Origin of the sequence: Micromonospora sp. NPDC005291, from assembly GCF_040607415.1 — a bacterium.
GTDB lineage: Bacteria > Actinomycetota > Actinomycetes > Mycobacteriales > Micromonosporaceae > Micromonospora.
Genome location: NZ_JBEXGR010000003.1, coordinates 432,571 through 448,474, shown reverse-complemented (window position 1 = coordinate 448,474; position 15,904 = coordinate 432,571). Strand labels below are relative to the sequence as shown.

Below are 15,904 nucleotides of genomic sequence, written 5' to 3'. Positions count from 1 at the left end.
TCGTGGTTGGTCGCGGGAGGGGTCACCCGCCCGCGGCCACCACGATCGGATCGCGTGAGACCGGGCCTGTAGGCTTCATCGCCGCAGAACCCACAAAGAGACTCTCCGGCCGTCAGGCCGGAAAGGCTGTCGACAGAGTCCTAAGCGCCGACCGGCGCGCCGGGCGTACGAACCAAGAAGTCCACAGGAGGACACCAGTGGCGAAGGCGAAGTTCGAGCGGACTAAGCCGCACGTCAACATCGGCACCATTGGTCACATCGACCACGGTAAGACGACGCTGACGGCGGCCATCACCAAAGTCCTGCACGACCAGTTCCCGGACCTGAACCCTTACACGCCGTTCGACGAGATCGACAAGGCGCCGGAGGAGAAGGCCCGCGGCATCACGATCTCGATCGCGCACGTCGAGTACCAGACCGAGTCGCGGCACTACGCGCACGTCGACTGCCCCGGCCACGCGGACTACATCAAGAACATGATCACCGGTGCCGCGCAGATGGACGGCGCGATCCTGGTGGTCGCGGCGACCGATGGCCCGATGCCGCAGACCCGCGAGCACGTGCTGCTGGCCCGTCAGGTTGGCGTGCCGTACATCGTCGTGGCGCTCAACAAGAGCGACATGGTCGATGACGAGGAGCTCCTGGAGCTCGTCGAGCTCGAGGTCCGTGAGCTGCTCTCCTCGCAGGAGTACCCGGGTGACGACCTGCCGGTCGTTCGGGTTTCGGCGCTGAAGGCCCTCGAGGGTGACCCCGAGTGGACCGGCAAGCTGCTGGACCTGATGACCGCGGTCGACACCTCGATCCCGCAGCCGGAGCGCGAGATCGACAAGCCGTTCCTGATGCCGGTTGAGGACGTTTTCACGATCACTGGTCGTGGCACCGTCGTCACCGGTCGCGTGGAGCGCGGCGTTCTCCTGCCGAACGAGGATGTTGAGCTCGTCGGTATCAAGGAGAAGAGCTTCAAGACCAAGGTCACCGCGATCGAGATGTTCCGGAAGACCCTGGACGACGCCCGCGCAGGCGAGAACGTCGGCCTGCTGCTGCGTGGCACCAAGCGCGACGAGGTCGAGCGCGGCATGGTCGTCGTGAAGCCGGGCTCGAACACCCCGCACACGGAGTTCGAGGCGACGGTCTACATCCTCTCCAAGGAGGAGGGCGGCCGGCACACCCCGTTCTTCCAGAACTACCGTCCGCAGTTCTACTTCCGGACCACGGACGTCACCGGTGTCGTCACCCTCCCCGAGGGCACCGAGATGGTCATGCCGGGTGACAACACCACCATGTCGGTGAAGCTGATCCAGCCCATCGCCATGGAGGAGAACCTCAAGTTCGCGATCCGCGAGGGTGGCCGTACCGTCGGCGCCGGGTTCGTCACCAAGATCTCCAAGTGAGCTAGGTAACCCCGATTAGACCGGCCGCCAGTCGTGCGGCATACTAGTCAGGTTGCGTAACGACAGTTCGTCGCCTGTGTTCGGCTTTCGCTGAACCTCCAGGTGATGGCACCGTCGAGCGTAGGGTGGTTGGCGGCCCAGTCGCCAACCACCCTCGCACGGCGTTCAGGTCGCGGTAATGCGATCGGCGCCTTGACCCCCGCGCGGTCAGCACCACTCCGGAACCACGGGGCGGAGCCCGGCCCGAGGGCGCGACACGCCCGACCGCGGGGGTCGGCGAAGTGGGCCTGTGCCAGCCGGTGCAGGCGCCCGCAACACAGCGGCATCGAGAGAAGGAACAGAAGCCACCATGGCGGGACAGAAGATCCGCATCCGGCTCAAGGCCTATGACCACGAGGTCGTCGACTCCTCGGCTCGGAAGATCGTCGAGACGGTGACGCGCACCGGGGCGCAGGTCGCGGGCCCGGTGCCGCTGCCCACGGAGATCAACCGTTTCTGCGTTATCCGCTCGCCGCACAAGTACAAGGACTCGCGCGAGCACTTCGAGATGCGCACGCACAAGCGGCTGATCGACATCATCGACCCGACCCCGAAGACGGTCGACTCGCTCATGCGCCTCGACCTGCCGGCTGGCGTCGACATCGAGATCAAGCTGTAGGGACCGGACAAATGGACAGGCAAGTCAAGGGGATCCTGGGCGCCAAGCTCGGCATGACCCAGGTCTGGGACAACAACCGTGTTGTTCCCGTGACCGTGGTCGAGGCCGGCCCGTGCGTCATCAGCCAGGTTCGTAGCGCCGAGAAGGACGGTTACTCAGCGGTCCAGCTGGCATACGGCACCATCGACCCGCGCAAGGTCAAGAAGCCGATCAGCGGGCACTACGCCAAGGCGGACGTGGCGCCGCGCCGGCACATCGTCGAGCTGCGCACCACGAACGCTGGGGAATACTCGCTCGGCCAGGAAGTCACGGTCGAGGAGTTCCCGGCCGGCGTCACCATCGACGTCACCGGCAAGACCAAGGGCAAGGGTTACGCCGGTCCGATGAAGCGGCACGGCTTCCACGGTCTGGGTGCGGGCCACGGTGTCGAGCGTAAGCACCGCTCGCCCGGCTCCATCGGTGCCTGCGCCACTCCGGGTCGTGTCTTCAAGGGCACCCGGATGGCCGGCCGGATGGGTGGCGTGCGGTACACCGTGCAGAACCTCACCGTCCAGGCGGTCGACACCGAGAAGAACCTGCTGCTCGTCCGGGGTGCCATTCCTGGTCCCAAGGGCGCGCTGGTTCTGGTCCGTACCGCGGCGAAGAGCAAGGTGAAGAAGGGCGGTGCGGCCAAGTGACCACCGTTGACGTACGCACCGTCGAAGGCACCACCAGCAGCTCGGTCGAGCTGCCGGCGGACATCTTCGACGTGCAGGCCAACGTCGCGCTGATGCACCAGGTCGTGGTGGCCCAGCTCGCGGCGGCCCGACAGGGCACGCACAAGGTCAAGACCCGCGGCGAGGTCGCCGGTGGCGGCAAGAAGCCGTACAAGCAGAAGGGCACCGGTCGCGCCCGGCAGGGCTCGATCCGCGCGCCGCAGTTCGCCGGCGGTGGCGTGGTGCACGGTCCCGTGCCGCGTGACTACAGCCAGCGGACCCCGAAGAAGATGAAGGCCGCCGCGCTGCGCGGTGCCCTCTCGGACCGGGCCCGCGCCAGCCAGGTGCACGTCGTCGAGGCGTTCGTCTCGGGCGAGAAGCCGTCGACCAAGGCGGCCCTGGCCACGCTGACCAAGCTCACCGAGGCCCGCCGGGTCCTGGTCGTGCTGAGCAGCACCGACGAGCTGAACTGGGTGTCACTGCGCAACGAGCCGCGGGTGCACCTGATCGAGTCCGGCCAGCTGAACACGTACGACGTGCTGGTGGCCGACGATGTGGTCTTCACCAAGGACGCCCTGGACGAGTTCCTGGGCGTGCCCGCCGAGACCACCGAGGAGGGTGGCAAGTGAGCACGATCGCCGACCCGCGCGACATCATCGTGGCGCCGGTCGTCTCGGAGAAGAGCTACAGCGAGCTGAACCGGAACTGGTACACCTTCCTGGTGCACCCGGACGCGAACAAGACCGAGATCAAGATCGCTATCCAGCAGATCTTCAACGTCCGCGTCCTGACGGTCAACACGCTCAACCGCCAGGGTAAGCGCAAGCGCACCAAGACCGGTTTCGGTCAGCGCAAGGCGACCAAGCGGGCGATCGTGAAGCTGGCTGACGGTGACCGTATCGAGGCCTTCGGCGGCCCGGTCAGCTGAGGGGTGTAGACAATGGCTATCCGTAAGTACAAGCCGACGACGCCGGGCCGACGTGGCTCCAGTGTCGCTGACTTCGCCGAGATCACCCGGTCCACGCCGGAGAAGTCGCTGCTGGCTCCGCTGCCGAAGAAGGGCGGGCGTAACGCCCACGGCCGGATCACCACGCGACACCACGGTGGCGGTCACAAGCGTCAGTACCGTCTGATCGACTTCAAGCGGGTCGACAAGGACGGCGTGCCGGCCAAGGTCGCTCACATCGAGTACGACCCGAACCGCACGGCGCGCATCGCGCTGCTGCACTACGCCGACGGCGAGAAGCGGTACATCATCGCGCCGAAGGACATCAAGCAGGGCGACCGCATCGAGTCCGGTCCGGGCGCCGACATCAAGCCGGGTAACAACCTGCCGCTGCGCAACATCCCGGTCGGTACCACGATCCACAACGTGGAGCTGCGTCCGGGTGGCGGGGCCAAGCTGGCCCGGTCCGCGGGCGTCGGAGTTCAGCTGCTCGGCCGCGAGGGCGCGTACGCGACCCTTCGTATGCCGTCCGGCGAGATCCGGCGTGTGGACGTGCGCTGCCGCGCCAGCGTCGGCGAGATCGGCAACGCCGACCAGTCGAACATCAACTGGGGCAAGGCCGGCCGTATGCGGTGGAAGGGCAAGCGCCCGACCGTCCGTGGTGTCGCCATGAACCCGGTCGACCACCCGCACGGTGGTGGTGAGGGTAAGACCTCCGGTGGTCGCCACCCGGTCAACCCGCAGGGTAAGCCCGAGGGCCGCACCCGTCGTAAGGGCCAGCCGAGTGACCGGATGATCGTCCGCCGCCGCTACGCCACGCGTAAGCGCGGCTGAGGGAGATAAGACATGCCTCGCAGCCTGAAGAAGGGCCCGTTCGTAGACGACCACCTGCTCAAGAAGGTGGAAGTACAGAACGACAAGGGCTCGAAGAACGTGATCAAGACCTGGTCGCGGCGCTCGACGATCATCCCCGAGATGCTCGGGCACACGATCGCCGTGCATGACGGACGCAAGCACGTCCCGGTGTTCGTGACCGAGGCGATGGTCGGGCACAAGCTCGGCGAGTTCGCGCTGACCCGCACTTTCAAGGGTCACGAGAAGGACGACCGGAAGAGCCGTCGGCGCTGACGCCGCGGGCATACGGATAGAGGGAACAAGGGGTTACAGCGATGCCAGGAAAGGGCGACGCTCCGGTGCTTCCGGGCGCGCGGGCGGTTGCGCGGCACGTGCGCATCTCGCCGATGAAGGCGCGCCGGGTGGTCAACCTCGTCCGCGGCCTGCCCGCGAAGGAGGCGCTCACGGTGCTGCAGTTCGCGCCGCAGGCTGCGAGCGAGCAGGTGTACAAGGTGCTCGCTAGCGCGATCGCCAACGCGGAGAACAACGAGCGGCTGGACCCCGACGCGCTGCTCGTCAGCGAGGCCTTCGTGGACGAGGGCCCGACGATGAAGCGGTTCCAGCCGCGGGCGCAGGGTCGGGCGTACCGCATCCGCAAGCGCACCTGCCACATCACCGTGGCGGTCGAAGCGGTCGCGCCGGCGGCGCCGAGGAAGGCCGCGGCGAAGAAGGCCGCCCCGGCCACGGAGGCCGCACCGGCCGAAGCGCAGAGCAAGACGGAGGACGCCGAGTAATGGGTCAGAAGGTTCACCCCACTGGGTTCCGGCTCGGCATCTCGACCGACTGGAAGTCCCGCTGGTTCGCGGACAAGCTCTACAAGGACTACATCGGCGAGGATGTAAAGATCCGCCGCATGATGTCCAAGGGCCTGGAGCGCGCCGGGATTTCCAAGGTCGACATCGAGCGCACCCGCGACCGGGTTCGCGTCGACATCCACACCGCCCGGCCGGGCATCGTCATCGGCCGTAAGGGTGCGGAGGCCGACCGGATCCGCGGCGAGCTTGAGAAGCTCACCGGCAAGCAGGTTCAGCTGAACATCATCGAGGTGAAGAACCCCGAGTCGGACGCTCAGCTCGTTGCGCAGGGCGTGGCCGAGCAGCTGTCCAGCCGGGTCAGCTTCCGTCGTGCGATGCGCAAGGCCATGCAGTCGGCCATGAAGAACCCGGTCTGCAAGGGCATCCGGGTTCAGGTCTCGGGTCGCCTCGGCGGCGCCGAGATGAGCCGGACCGAGTTCTACCGTGAGGGCCGGGTTCCGCTGCACACGCTGCGGGCCAACATCGAGTACGGCTTCTTCGAGGCCCGTACCACGTTCGGCCGGATCGGTGTGAAGGTCTGGATCTACAAGGGCGACGCCGTCATGGGCCGGGAGACTCCGGCAGAAGCCGGTCCGTCCCGCCCGCGTCGTGGTGAGCGCGGCGACCGTCCCGAGCGTCCGCGCCGTGGCCGGTCCGGTTCGTCCGGCACCACGGCTGGTGGCACCGAGGCCGGCCGGGCTGCTGCGACCACCATCGCGCAGCAGGCCGAGACGCCGAGCGGCGAGCCGGTCGACAGCGCAGCTGTCGCCGCCACGGCTTCCGCTCCGGCAGAGACGCAGCAGGAGGGCTGACAGATGCTGATGCCGCGCAAGCCCCCGAAGGGCTTCCGCAAGCCGCACCACCCGGACCGCAGTGGCGCGTCCAAGGGTGGTAACCGGGTGGTGTTCGGCGAGTTCGGGATCCAGGCTCTCGAGCCGGCGTACGTGACCAACCGCCAGATCGAGTCGGCGCGTATCGCGATGACTCGTCACATCAAGCGTGGTGGCAAGGTCTGGATCACGATCTTCCCGGACCAGGCCCTCACCAAGAAGCCTGCCGAGACCCGCATGGGTTCCGGTAAGGGCTCGCCCGAGTGGTGGGTCGCCAACGTCAAGCCGGGGCGGGTTCTCTTCGAGATGTCCTTCCCCAACGAGCAGACCGCGCGAGAGGCTATGCGTCGCGCGATCCACAAGCTCCCGATGAAGTGCCGCATTGTTACGCGCGAAGTGGGTGAATCCTGATGGCAGCGGGCGTTAAGGCGACCGAGCTGCGTGAGCTCTCCGAAGAGGAGCTGGTCACGAAGCTGCGGGAGGCCAAGGCGGAGCTGTTCAACCTCCGCGTACAGGCCGCAACCGGGCAGCTGGACAACAACCGGCGGTTGCAGGTCATCCGTCGGGAGATCGCCCGGATCTACACGATCATGCGTGAGCGTGAGCTGGGGCTCTCGGCCGCGCCGACTGAGGTGACTGCATCATGACCGAAGACACCGCCACCGCCGCCGCGCGGTCCCGCCGCAAGGTCCGTGAGGGCCTGGTGGTCAGCGACAAGATGGACAAGACCATCGTTGTCGAGGTCGAGGACCGGGTTCGGCACGCGCTGTACGGCAAAATCATGCGCCGTACTCGCAAGCTGAAGGTGCACGACGAGCAGAACGCCGCCGGCATCGGCGACCGGGTCCTGATCATGGAGACCCGGCCGCTGAGCGCCACCAAGCGTTGGCGGATCGTGGAGATCCAGGAAAAGGCCAAGTAGCGAAGGCTCGACCTGCCCGGCGTTGCGTCGGGCGTAGGTTCCGCCAGGCTCCGGCCGCTCCGGCGGCCGGAGAACCGGCAGACATAGGAGATAGACGTGATTCAGCAGGAGTCGCGACTGCGCGTCGCCGACAACACGGGTGCTCGGGAGATCCTCTGCATCCGGGTTCTCGGTGGCTCCGGTCGGCGCTACGCGAGCATCGGCGACGTCATCGTGGCCACGGTCAAGGACGCGATCCCGGGTGCCGGCGTGAAGAAGGGCGACGTCGTCAAGGCGGTCATCGTTCGCACGGCCAAGGAGAGGCGGCGGCCGGACGGCTCGTACATCCGCTTCGACGAGAACGCCGCCGTCATCATCAAGGACGGCGGGGACCCGCGCGGTACCCGCATCTTCGGCCCGGTGGGCCGGGAGCTGCGGGACAAGCGGTTCATGAAGATCATTTCCCTCGCGCCGGAGGTGTTGTGACCGTGAAGGTCAAGAAGGGCGACACGGTCGTCATCATCGCCGGTAAGGACAAGGGTGCCAAGGGCAAGGTCATCATGGCCTACCCGCGGCAGGACAAGGTCCTGGTCGAGGGCGTGAACCGGGTCAAGAAGCACACCCGCATCAGCACCACCCAGCGTGGCGCCAAGACCGGCGGCATCGTCACTCAGGAGGCCCCGATCCACGTCTCGAACGTGCAGGTCCTGGACTCCGACGGCAAGCCGACCCGTGTCGGTTACCGGATCGACGACAACGGCCAGAAGGTCCGCATCGCGCGTAGCACCGGTAAGGACCTGTGATGACCACGGCTACCGAAAAGACCTTGCCGCGCCTCAAGGAGCGGTACCGCAACGAGATCGTGGCCCAGCTGCGTGAGCAGCACAGCTACGGCAACCCCATGCAGGTGCCGCGGCTGGTCAAGATCGTCGTCAATATGGGTGTCGGCGAGGCTGCTCGCGACGCCAAGCTGATCGACGGCGCGGTCCGCGACCTCGCCACGATCACCGGTCAGAAGCCGCAGGTACGGCGGGCGACCAAGTCCATCGCGCAGTTCAAGCTCCGCGAGGGCATGCCGATCGGCGCGAAGGTCACCCTTCGTGGCGACCGGATGTGGGAGTTCATGGACCGGCTGCTCTCCATCGCGCTGCCGCGTATCCGCGACTTCCGCGGCCTCGACGGGCGCAAGCTGGACGGGCACGGCAACTACACGTTCGGTCTGACCGAGCAGTCCGTGTTCCACGAGATCGACCAGGACCGGATCGATCGCCAGCGGGGCATGGACATCACGGTGGTCACGACCGCCACGACCGACGACGAGGGCCGGGCGCTGCTCAAGCTCCTGGGCTTCCCGTTCAAGGAGAACTGAGATGGCCAAGAAGGCGCTGATCATCAAGGCGGCCGCGAAGCCGAAGTTCTCGGTTCGCGCGTACACCCGCTGCCAGCGGTGCGGGCGTCCGAAGGCGGTCTACCGCAAGTTCGGGCTCTGCCGGATCTGCATCCGGGAGATGGCTCACCGTGGTGAGCTGCCGGGCGTGTCCAAGGCTTCCTGGTAAGGGCGACCGCGTCCCGGCCGTCGGCCGGGAACTCCTGCACCGATTAGGTATTGCTCTTCGCCGTAGGCCCGGGGCTGATGCCCCGGGAACCCCGGCGAGAAAGGCTGACGAAATCCATGACGATGACCGACCCGATCGCAGACATGCTCACGCGTCTGCGTAACGCCAACCAGGCGTACCACGATCAGGTGAAGATGCCCTACTCCAAGATCAAGGCGAACATCGCCGAGGTCCTGAAGGCCGAGGGTTACATCGCAACCTGGTCGGTCGAGGAGCCCGAGGAGGGCGCCGTCGGCAAGCGACTGGTCGTCGAGCTGAAGTACGGCCAGAGCCGCGAGCGGAGCCTGGCCGGCATCAAGCGCGTGTCCAAGCCCGGTCTCCGGGTGTACGCCAAGTCGGACGGGCTCCCGCGGGTGCTCGGTGGGCTGGGCGTGGCGATCATTTCGACGTCCCAGGGGCTGCTGACCGACCGGCAGGCCCGCAAGCGGAGTGTTGGCGGGGAAGTCCTCGCCTTCGTCTGGTAACGGGAGACAGGTAGAAATGTCGCGAATTGGACGTAAGTCGATCCCGGTACCAGCCGGCGTCGACATCACGATCGACGGGCAGACCGTCAAGGTCAAAGGCCCCAAGGGCCAGCTCCAGCACACCCTCGCCGAGCCGATCAAGATCGAGCGGGCCGAGGATGGGCAGCTGAGCGTCAACCGGCCGAACGACGAGCGCAAGGCCAAGGAGCTCCACGGCCTGAGCCGTACGCTGGTTGCCAACATGATCGTCGGGGTCACCGAGGGCTACCGCAAGAGCCTGGAGATCGCCGGCACCGGTTACCGGGTCACCGCCAAGGGTTCGGACCTCGAGTTCGCGCTCGGGTTCTCGCACCCGGTGATCGTTCCCGCCCCGGCGGGCATCACCTTCACGGTGGAGCGGCCGACCCTGTTCCACGTGGCTGGCATCGACAAGCAGCAGGTCGGTGAGGTCGCCGCCAACATCCGGAAGATCCGCCCGCCGGAGCCCTACAAGGGCAAGGGCGTCAAGTACCAGGGCGAGGTCATCCGCCGCAAGGCTGGAAAGGCAGGTAAGAAGTGAGCGCCACGCTGCTCAAGCGCCGCCGCGGCGTCGCCGCCAAGCGCGCCATTGGGCGTGCGCGTCGGCACTTCCGCGTCCGCAAGAACGTCAGTGGTACGGCCGAGCGTCCGCGCCTGGTCGTCACCCGTTCGCTGCGGCACATGGTCGCCCAGGTCGTCGACGACACCAAGGGTCACACCCTGGCGTCGGCGTCGACCCTGGACGCCTCGCTGCGCGGTGCGGAGGGCGACAAGAGCGCCCTTGCCGGCAAGGTGGGCGCACTGCTCGCCGAGCGGGCCAAGGCCGCTGGCGTCTCCAAGGTCGTCTTCGACCGCGGTGGCAACCGGTACGCGGGGCGAGTCGCCGCGCTTGCCGATGCCGCCCGCGAAGCCGGGCTCGAGTTCTAACAACCCCGTCACGAGAGATAAGGAAGGCTGCTGATGCCAGGTCAACAGCGCCGTGGCGGCGGGTCCGGTGGCAACGAGGGTGGTCGCCGCGACAACCGCCGTGAGGGCGGCCGCGGAAACGCGCCCGTCGAGAAGACCCCGCACCTTGAGCGGGTCGTCGCGATCAACCGCGTCGCCAAGGTCGTGAAGGGTGGTCGTCGCTTCAGCTTCACCGCCCTGGTGATCGTTGGCGACGGCGACGGCACGGTCGGCGTGGGCTACGGGAAGGCCAAGGAGGTGCCCGCGGCCATCGCCAAGGGCGTCGAGGAGGCCAAGAAGCACTTCTTCAAGGTGCCGCGTATCGGCCAGTCGATCCCGCACCCGATCACGGGTGAGGACGCCGCTGGTGTGGTGCTGCTCAAGCCGGCCTCGGCCGGTACGGGCGTCATCGCCGGTGGTCCGGTTCGCGCCGTGCTGGAGTGCGCCGGGATCCACGACGTGCTCTCCAAGAGCCTCGGCTCGTCGAACCCGATCAACATCGTGCACGCCACCGTGGCGGCCCTGAAGGGGCTTGAGTCCCCCGAGCAGGTCGCGGCGCGTCGTGGCCTGCCGGTGGAGGACGTCGCGCCGGCCGCCATGCTGGCGTCGCGTGCGGGGGTGGCGCGCTGATGGCACGTCTGAAGGTCACCCAGCTCCGGTCCGTTATCGGGACCAAGCAGAACCAGCGTAATTCGCTGCGTTCGCTCGGTCTCAAGCGGATCAACGACGTGGTGGTCAAGGAAGACCGGCCCGAGATCCGCGGCATGATCTTCACGGTCAACCACCTCGTGAAGGTCGAGGAGGTCGAGTAATGACGATCAAGGTGCACCACCTGCGCCCGGCGCCCGGTTCCAAGACCGCGAAGACCCGCGTGGGTCGCGGTGAGGGTTCCAAGGGCAAGACCGCCGGTCGCGGTACCAAGGGTTCCAAGGCTCGCAAGAACATCTCGGCGGCGTTCGAGGGTGGGCAGATGCCCATCCACATGCGACTGCCGAAGATGAAGGGCTTCAAGAACAAGTTCAAGGTGGTCTTCCAGGTGGTCAACCTGGACCGACTCGCTGAGCTGTTCCCGAACGGCGGCCAGGTTGGCCCGCTGGAGCTCGTTGAGTCCGGCGCGGTCCGCAAGGGTCACCCGGTCAAGGTTCTCGGCACCGGGGACCTCGGCGGAGTGGCGCTCCAGGTGTCGGCGCACGCGTTCAGTGCGTCGGCCAAGGAGAAGATCGCCGCCGCCGGTGGCTCCGTCACCGAGCTGTAAGGCGTACCACCCATGGCGCCCGTCCAGTTGTGAGCAACTGGCGGGCGCCATGGTCTACCTGGGCCTCGATCGCCCGGTAATATCGGAATCAATTTATGTAGTCGGGCGCATCTGCCCGGACCGGGGTGGGGCTGTTAGAGTCCCATCCCAGCCATGGATTGCGGGCGCTCGCCCGTGATCCACCCCGACCCGCCAGGGATCACCGGCGGCCCGCCTCGCGCAGGAGGAAGAAGTTGCTGTCCGCCTTTCTCAGTGCGTTTCGTACGCCTGACCTGCGCAAGAAGCTGCTGTTCACAGTAGGCATCATCGCGGTCTACCGGCTGGGTGCAACGCTCCCCAGCCCGGGCGTCTCGTACGGCAACGTGCAGAAGTGCCTCGACACCATCCAGGGGGACACCACCGGGGTGGTGAACCTGCTCAACCTCTTCTCCGGCGGAGCGCTGCTACAGCTCTCGGTCTTCGCGCTGGGCATCATGCCCTACATCACCGCGTCGATCATTCTGCAGCTGCTGACCGTCGTGATCCCGCGCCTGGAGCAGCTCCGCAAGGAGGGCCAGGCCGGTCAGGCGAAGATCACGCAGTACACGCGCTACCTGACCCTCGGTCTCGGGGTGCTGCAGGCCTCGGCGTTCGTGGCCCTGGCCCGCTCTGGGCAGCTGTTCCAGAACCGCTGCGACCAGTTCCCGATCATTCCCACCGGCACCGGCATCCCGGACTGGCTGACCCTCGGCATCCTGGTGATGACGATGACCGCCGGCACCGGCATGGTCATGTGGCTCGGTGAGCTGATCACCGACCGGGGCGTCGGCAACGGCATGTCCGTCCTGATCTTCACCTCGATCGCGGCCCGGCTGCCCAGCGAGGGCTGGAACATCAAGACCAGCCAGGGCTGGGGCAAGTTCGCCCTGGTCATCGCGCTGGTGCTGGTCGTCATCACGGCGGTCACCTTCATCGAGCAGGCGCAGCGTCGGATCCCGGTGCAGTACGCCAAGCGGATGATCGGCCGGCGGATGTACGGCGGTACCTCGACCTACATCCCGCTCAAGGTCAACCAGGCGGGTGTGATCCCGGTCATCTTCGGGTCGTCGCTGCTCTACCTGCCGCAGTTGGCGCTGCAGTTCTTCGACCAGACCGACCCGGGCAAGACCCAGGCGTGGATCCAGAACAACCTGGTCAACCCGAGCAGCCCGATCTACATCGCGGTCTACTTCCTGCTGATCATCTTCTTCACGTACTTCTACGTCTCGATCACGTTCAATCCGACCGAGGTCGCGGACAACATGAAGAAGTACGGCGGGTTCGTGCCGGGCATCCGCCCGGGCAAGCCGACCGCCGACTACCTGGACTTCATCCTCAGCCGGATCACCCTGCCGGGCGCGATCTACCTCGGCGTCATCTCGATCCTGCCGAACTTCTTCTTCATCTGGCTGGACAACCAGCAGTACCAGAACTTCCCGTTCGGCGGCACCGCTGTGCTCATCATGGTCGGCGTCGGTCTGGAGACCGTGAAGCAGATCGAGAGCCAACTCATGCAGCGGAACTACGAAGGGTTCCTGCGGTAGATGAGACTCGTTCTGGTTGGCCCGCCGGGCGCGGGCAAGGGCACGCAGGCCGAGTTCGTCGCCGCGCACCTGTCGGTGCCCAAGATCTCGACTGGAGACATCTTCCGATCGAACGTCACCCAGGGCACGCCGCTCGGTGTCGAGGCGAAGCGGTACATGGACGCTGGCGAGCTGGTTCCGGACGAGGTCACCATCAACATGGTCCGGGACCGGCTGGCCGAGCCCGACGCCAGCGAGGGTTTCCTGCTCGACGGTTTCCCGCGGACCACTCCGCAGGCTGCCGCCCTGGACAAGCTCCTCGCCGATCTGGGCACCGCCCTGGATCTGGTCCTAGAGTTGGTGGTCGACGACGACGAGGTCATCCGGCGTCTCTCCGGCCGGCGTACCTGCCGGGGTTGCGGCAAGATCTGGCACGTCGAGTTCGACGCCACCACCCGGACGGGCATCTGTGACCGGTGCGGCGCCGAGCTGTTCCAGCGCGACGATGACAAGCCGGAGACGATCGCGACCCGGCTTCGTGAGTACAGCGAGAAGACCGCCCCCCTGGTCGACTACTACGGCGCTCAGGGCAAGTTGGTCGGGATCGACGCCACCGGCCCGGTGGAGGACGTCACCACCCGGGCCATCGACGCACTGCGGTCGTACGGCGGCTGAGGTCCGGCCGGACCACGGCGGATAGAGTGCGAACAGCGGGGTACGCGTGACGTGCCCCGCTGTTCGGCAACGAAAGGTAATCGCTCCATGCGTCGTCCCCAGCTGGACATCCAGCTGAAGACCCCTGACCAGATCGAGAAGATGCGGTCCGCCGGGCTGGTGGTGGCCGAGGCGCTTCGCCGGATGCGGGAAGCGGTCGCCCCCGGTGTGAGCACCGCCGATCTGGACGCGATCGCCGAGTCGACCATTCGCGAGGCGGGTGGCGTTCCGTCGTTCAAGGGCTACCACGGTTTTCCGGCGTCGATCTGCTCCTCGGTCAACGAGCAGGTCGTGCACGCCATCCCGTCGTCGGAGCAGGTGCTCCAGGCCGGTGATCTGATCTCCATCGACTGTGGTGCGGTGCTGGACGGGTGGCACGGCGACGCCGCGATCACCGTCGGGGTCGGCGATGTCGACCCGGCGCTGCTGAAGATGGCCGAGGTCGCCGAGGACGCGATGTGGGCCGGTATCGCCGCCGCCGCACGCGGTGCGGCCAGCGGCAAGGGGCGACTCACCGACATCTCGCACGCGGTGGAGAGCGCCGTCCGTAAGGGCGGTCGGTACGGCATCGTCGACGGCTACGGCGGGCACGGCATCGGCACCGAGATGCACCAGGACCCGCATGTGCTCAACCACGGGCGGCCGGGCAAGGGCCCACGACTGGTCACCGGCATGGCGTTGGCCATCGAGCCGATGATCACGATGGCGTCCCCGCGTACGTCCGAGTTGGCCGACGGCTGGACGGTGGTCACCCGGGACGGCTCGGTGGCGGCGCACGTCGAGCACTCGATGGCTCTGCTGCCGGACGGGGTCTGGGTGCTCACCGCGTTCGACGGGGGCCGCGCCCGACTGGGCGACCTGGTCACCGCGCGGCAGCCCGCCGCCTCAACCGCGCCCTAACCCCCCACCCCACCCCCGGGAGCGCGCCCCCGGCGCGCTCCTAGCCTCGTTGATCATGAAGTTATTGCCATGACACGCCGTTGTGCCCGGCAATAACTTCATGATCAACGGATGTTCGGGGTGGGACGCTACGGGCGTGTGGGTGGCATGCTTGCCGGCATGGACGGACGCGACGGGATGCGAGCGGCGGACGCGGACCGTGAGGCGACGGCTGACCGGTTACGGGCTGCCCTCGGCGAGGGTCGGCTGGACCTGCACGAGTACGACGAGCGTGTGCAGCGCGCCTACGCGGCGCGCACGTACGCCGAGCTGGACACCCTGCTCACCGACCTGCCGCCGGTGACACCCGCGGAGCGTTCGACGCTGATGCCGGCCGGCCCGGCCGCCGCTGCGCCGACGGGCGCTGTAGCCGGCCAGCCTGTCCCGGCTGTGGGTAGCGTCACCGCTCGTTGGCTGGCCGAGGTGTGGTTGCCGTACCTGAGGGTGATCGCGATCGTGGTGACCGTCTGGGCGGTGACCTCGCTGCTCAGCCAGGACCTGCTCTACTTCTGGCCTGCCTGGGTGGCAGGGCCATGGGGTGCGGTGCTGGTGGTGCGTACGGTCACGGGGCTGACCGGGGGAGAGCCACGGCGTCAGTCGATCGAGCGGGAGCGCCGGCGGCAGCGTAAGCGGGCGAAGCGGGAACGCCGTCGCGAGCTGCGCGCCGGTGAGCCGGATGAACGGGACGACCCTCGACCGGCTGGCTGACCGCCGACAGTGGTTCGGATCACTGCTGCCCCGTCGGGATGGACCGGCTGCCGACGACCGGGCACGCCGCCCGGCGATGGTCCTGCAGAGATCATCTGACCTCCGGATGGAATTCCGCGTCCGCCACGGCGGCCCCGGGGTGGCCGGTTTTGCGACCGCCCGCAGGCGGGCGTACACTTTCAGATCGGCGCACAGCGTCCACTCCGGCATGCCCGCCCTGCGCTTCGGCGGGACCTGGAGCCGCGGCTGGCGCGGGCTTCTGACTTTGGTCAGATCCCGTGTAAGACGTTGTGGGCCGCCCGGAGCAATCGACGTCAGGACAGCGGAGGACATGCCGAAAAAAGACGGAGCCATTGAGATCGAGGGTCGGGTCATCGAGCCCCTGCCGAACGCCATGTTCCGGGTGGAGCTCGCGAATGGCCACAAGGTGTTGGCTCACATCAGCGGCAAGATGCGGCAGCACTACATCCGCATCCTTCCGGAGGACCGGGTCGTCGTCGAACTCTCGCCGTACGACCTGACCCGCGGGCGCATCGTCTACCGCTACAAGTAGTCCTGACGACGGCCGGGAAGTCCCGTGTCCGTCTTCGACGTC

Annotated in this window: 27 protein-coding genes; all 27 read left to right on the top strand. The window is 67.2% G+C overall.

The window, feature by feature from the left end:
• Positions 1–197 precede the first annotated feature (197 nt).
• The 27 genes from tuf (at position 198) to infA (ending at position 15,862) form a co-directional block, all read left to right on the top strand.
• Positions 198–1,391, top strand: coding sequence for an elongation factor Tu (tuf, locus tag ABZT18_RS06570; RefSeq protein WP_354995021.1), 1,194 nt, complete (start codon positions 198–200; stop codon positions 1,389–1,391).
• Between the two features lie 349 nt (positions 1,392–1,740).
• Positions 1,741–2,049 carry a 30S ribosomal protein S10 gene (rpsJ, locus tag ABZT18_RS06565; RefSeq protein ID WP_007073037.1) on the top strand — a complete coding sequence of 103 codons (309 nt, stop codon included), beginning with the start codon at positions 1,741–1,743 and terminating at the stop codon, positions 2,047–2,049.
• Positions 2,050–2,060: 11 nt separating this feature from the next.
• The gene (gene rplC / locus ABZT18_RS06560) at positions 2,061–2,726 is read left to right on the top strand and encodes a 50S ribosomal protein L3 (RefSeq protein ID WP_354995022.1); all 666 of its coding nucleotides are present in this window, start codon (positions 2,061–2,063) and stop codon (positions 2,724–2,726) included.
• Positions 2,723–3,373, top strand: a complete 651-nt coding sequence (gene rplD / locus ABZT18_RS06555) for a 50S ribosomal protein L4 (RefSeq protein ID WP_354995023.1) — start codon at positions 2,723–2,725, stop codon at positions 3,371–3,373. The genes rplC and rplD overlap by 4 nt, the downstream gene beginning before the upstream one ends.
• The gene (rplW, locus tag ABZT18_RS06550) at positions 3,370–3,672 is read left to right on the top strand and encodes a 50S ribosomal protein L23 (protein WP_007465304.1); all 303 of its coding nucleotides are present in this window, start codon (positions 3,370–3,372) and stop codon (positions 3,670–3,672) included. Before rplD ends, rplW begins: the two co-directional genes overlap by 4 nt.
• Positions 3,673–3,684: 12 nt before the next feature.
• Entirely contained in the window at positions 3,685–4,524 is an 840-nt protein-coding gene (rplB, locus tag ABZT18_RS06545) for a 50S ribosomal protein L2 (RefSeq protein WP_354995024.1), read from the top strand.
• Between the two features lie 12 nt (positions 4,525–4,536).
• Entirely contained in the window at positions 4,537–4,818 is a 282-nt protein-coding gene (rpsS, locus tag ABZT18_RS06540; protein WP_007465299.1) for a 30S ribosomal protein S19, read from the top strand.
• Positions 4,819–4,859: 41 nt separating this feature from the next.
• Complete coding sequence (gene rplV / locus ABZT18_RS06535) at positions 4,860–5,318, top strand: 50S ribosomal protein L22 (RefSeq protein WP_007465297.1); 459 nt, start codon at positions 4,860–4,862, stop codon at positions 5,316–5,318.
• Positions 5,318–6,190, top strand: coding sequence for a 30S ribosomal protein S3 (rpsC, locus tag ABZT18_RS06530; protein WP_272613589.1), 873 nt, complete (start codon positions 5,318–5,320; stop codon positions 6,188–6,190). The genes rplV and rpsC overlap by 1 nt, the downstream gene beginning before the upstream one ends.
• 3 nt (positions 6,191–6,193) lie before the next feature.
• Positions 6,194–6,619, top strand: coding sequence for a 50S ribosomal protein L16 (gene rplP, locus ABZT18_RS06525; protein WP_053653940.1), 426 nt, complete (start codon positions 6,194–6,196; stop codon positions 6,617–6,619).
• Positions 6,619–6,855, top strand: a complete 237-nt coding sequence (rpmC, locus tag ABZT18_RS06520) for a 50S ribosomal protein L29 (RefSeq protein ID WP_007465283.1) — start codon at positions 6,619–6,621, stop codon at positions 6,853–6,855. The genes rplP and rpmC overlap by 1 nt, the downstream gene beginning before the upstream one ends.
• On the top strand, positions 6,852–7,130 hold the full coding sequence (gene rpsQ / locus ABZT18_RS06515) for a 30S ribosomal protein S17 (protein ID WP_354995025.1): 279 nt from the start codon (positions 6,852–6,854) through the stop codon (positions 7,128–7,130). The genes rpmC and rpsQ overlap by 4 nt, the downstream gene beginning before the upstream one ends.
• Before the next feature lie 96 nt (positions 7,131–7,226).
• Positions 7,227–7,595, top strand: a complete 369-nt coding sequence (gene rplN / locus ABZT18_RS06510; protein WP_023358185.1) for a 50S ribosomal protein L14 — start codon at positions 7,227–7,229, stop codon at positions 7,593–7,595.
• Positions 7,592–7,912: a 50S ribosomal protein L24 gene (gene rplX, locus ABZT18_RS06505; protein WP_354995026.1), complete on the top strand. Its 321-nt coding sequence runs from the start codon at positions 7,592–7,594 to the stop codon at positions 7,910–7,912. The genes rplN and rplX overlap by 4 nt, the downstream gene beginning before the upstream one ends.
• Complete coding sequence (rplE, locus tag ABZT18_RS06500) at positions 7,912–8,478, top strand: 50S ribosomal protein L5 (RefSeq protein WP_196919809.1); 567 nt, start codon at positions 7,912–7,914, stop codon at positions 8,476–8,478. The genes rplX and rplE overlap by 1 nt, the downstream gene beginning before the upstream one ends.
• Position 8,479: 1 nt before the next feature.
• Positions 8,480–8,665, top strand: coding sequence for a type Z 30S ribosomal protein S14 (locus ABZT18_RS06495; protein ID WP_272613587.1), 186 nt, complete (start codon positions 8,480–8,482; stop codon positions 8,663–8,665).
• A gap of 116 nt (positions 8,666–8,781) precedes the next feature.
• Positions 8,782–9,189, top strand: coding sequence for a 30S ribosomal protein S8 (gene rpsH, locus ABZT18_RS06490; protein ID WP_272613586.1), 408 nt, complete (start codon positions 8,782–8,784; stop codon positions 9,187–9,189).
• Between the two features lie 16 nt (positions 9,190–9,205).
• Positions 9,206–9,748: a 50S ribosomal protein L6 gene (gene rplF / locus ABZT18_RS06485; protein ID WP_354995027.1), complete on the top strand. Its 543-nt coding sequence runs from the start codon at positions 9,206–9,208 to the stop codon at positions 9,746–9,748.
• An 8-nt stretch (positions 9,749–9,756) separates the two neighbouring features.
• Complete coding sequence (gene rplR / locus ABZT18_RS06480) at positions 9,757–10,134, top strand: 50S ribosomal protein L18 (RefSeq protein ID WP_354995205.1); 378 nt, start codon at positions 9,757–9,759, stop codon at positions 10,132–10,134.
• Positions 10,135–10,167: 33 nt separating this feature from the next.
• Positions 10,168–10,782: a 30S ribosomal protein S5 gene (gene rpsE, locus ABZT18_RS06475; RefSeq protein ID WP_088950231.1), complete on the top strand. Its 615-nt coding sequence runs from the start codon at positions 10,168–10,170 to the stop codon at positions 10,780–10,782.
• Positions 10,782–10,964, top strand: coding sequence for a 50S ribosomal protein L30 (gene rpmD / locus ABZT18_RS06470; RefSeq protein WP_354995028.1), 183 nt, complete (start codon positions 10,782–10,784; stop codon positions 10,962–10,964). Before rpsE ends, rpmD begins: the two co-directional genes overlap by 1 nt.
• Entirely contained in the window at positions 10,964–11,407 is a 444-nt protein-coding gene (rplO, locus tag ABZT18_RS06465; protein WP_030329906.1) for a 50S ribosomal protein L15, read from the top strand. The genes rpmD and rplO overlap by 1 nt, the downstream gene beginning before the upstream one ends.
• A 233-nt stretch (positions 11,408–11,640) precedes the next feature.
• Complete coding sequence (gene secY, locus ABZT18_RS06460; protein WP_354995029.1) at positions 11,641–12,969, top strand: preprotein translocase subunit SecY; 1,329 nt, start codon at positions 11,641–11,643, stop codon at positions 12,967–12,969.
• The gene (locus ABZT18_RS06455) at positions 12,970–13,623 is read left to right on the top strand and encodes an adenylate kinase (protein ID WP_354995030.1); all 654 of its coding nucleotides are present in this window, start codon (positions 12,970–12,972) and stop codon (positions 13,621–13,623) included. It abuts the gene before it with no gap.
• An 87-nt stretch (positions 13,624–13,710) separates the two neighbouring features.
• Positions 13,711–14,562: a type I methionyl aminopeptidase gene (gene map / locus ABZT18_RS06450; protein ID WP_354995031.1), complete on the top strand. Its 852-nt coding sequence runs from the start codon at positions 13,711–13,713 to the stop codon at positions 14,560–14,562.
• Positions 14,563–14,721: 159 nt separating this feature from the next.
• Positions 14,722–15,309, top strand: a complete 588-nt coding sequence (locus ABZT18_RS06445) for a DUF1707 domain-containing protein (protein WP_354995032.1) — start codon at positions 14,722–14,724, stop codon at positions 15,307–15,309.
• 331 nt (positions 15,310–15,640) lie between these two features.
• On the top strand, positions 15,641–15,862 hold the full coding sequence (gene infA, locus ABZT18_RS06440; RefSeq protein WP_007073013.1) for a translation initiation factor IF-1: 222 nt from the start codon (positions 15,641–15,643) through the stop codon (positions 15,860–15,862).
• Positions 15,863–15,904: the final 42 nt, after the last annotated feature.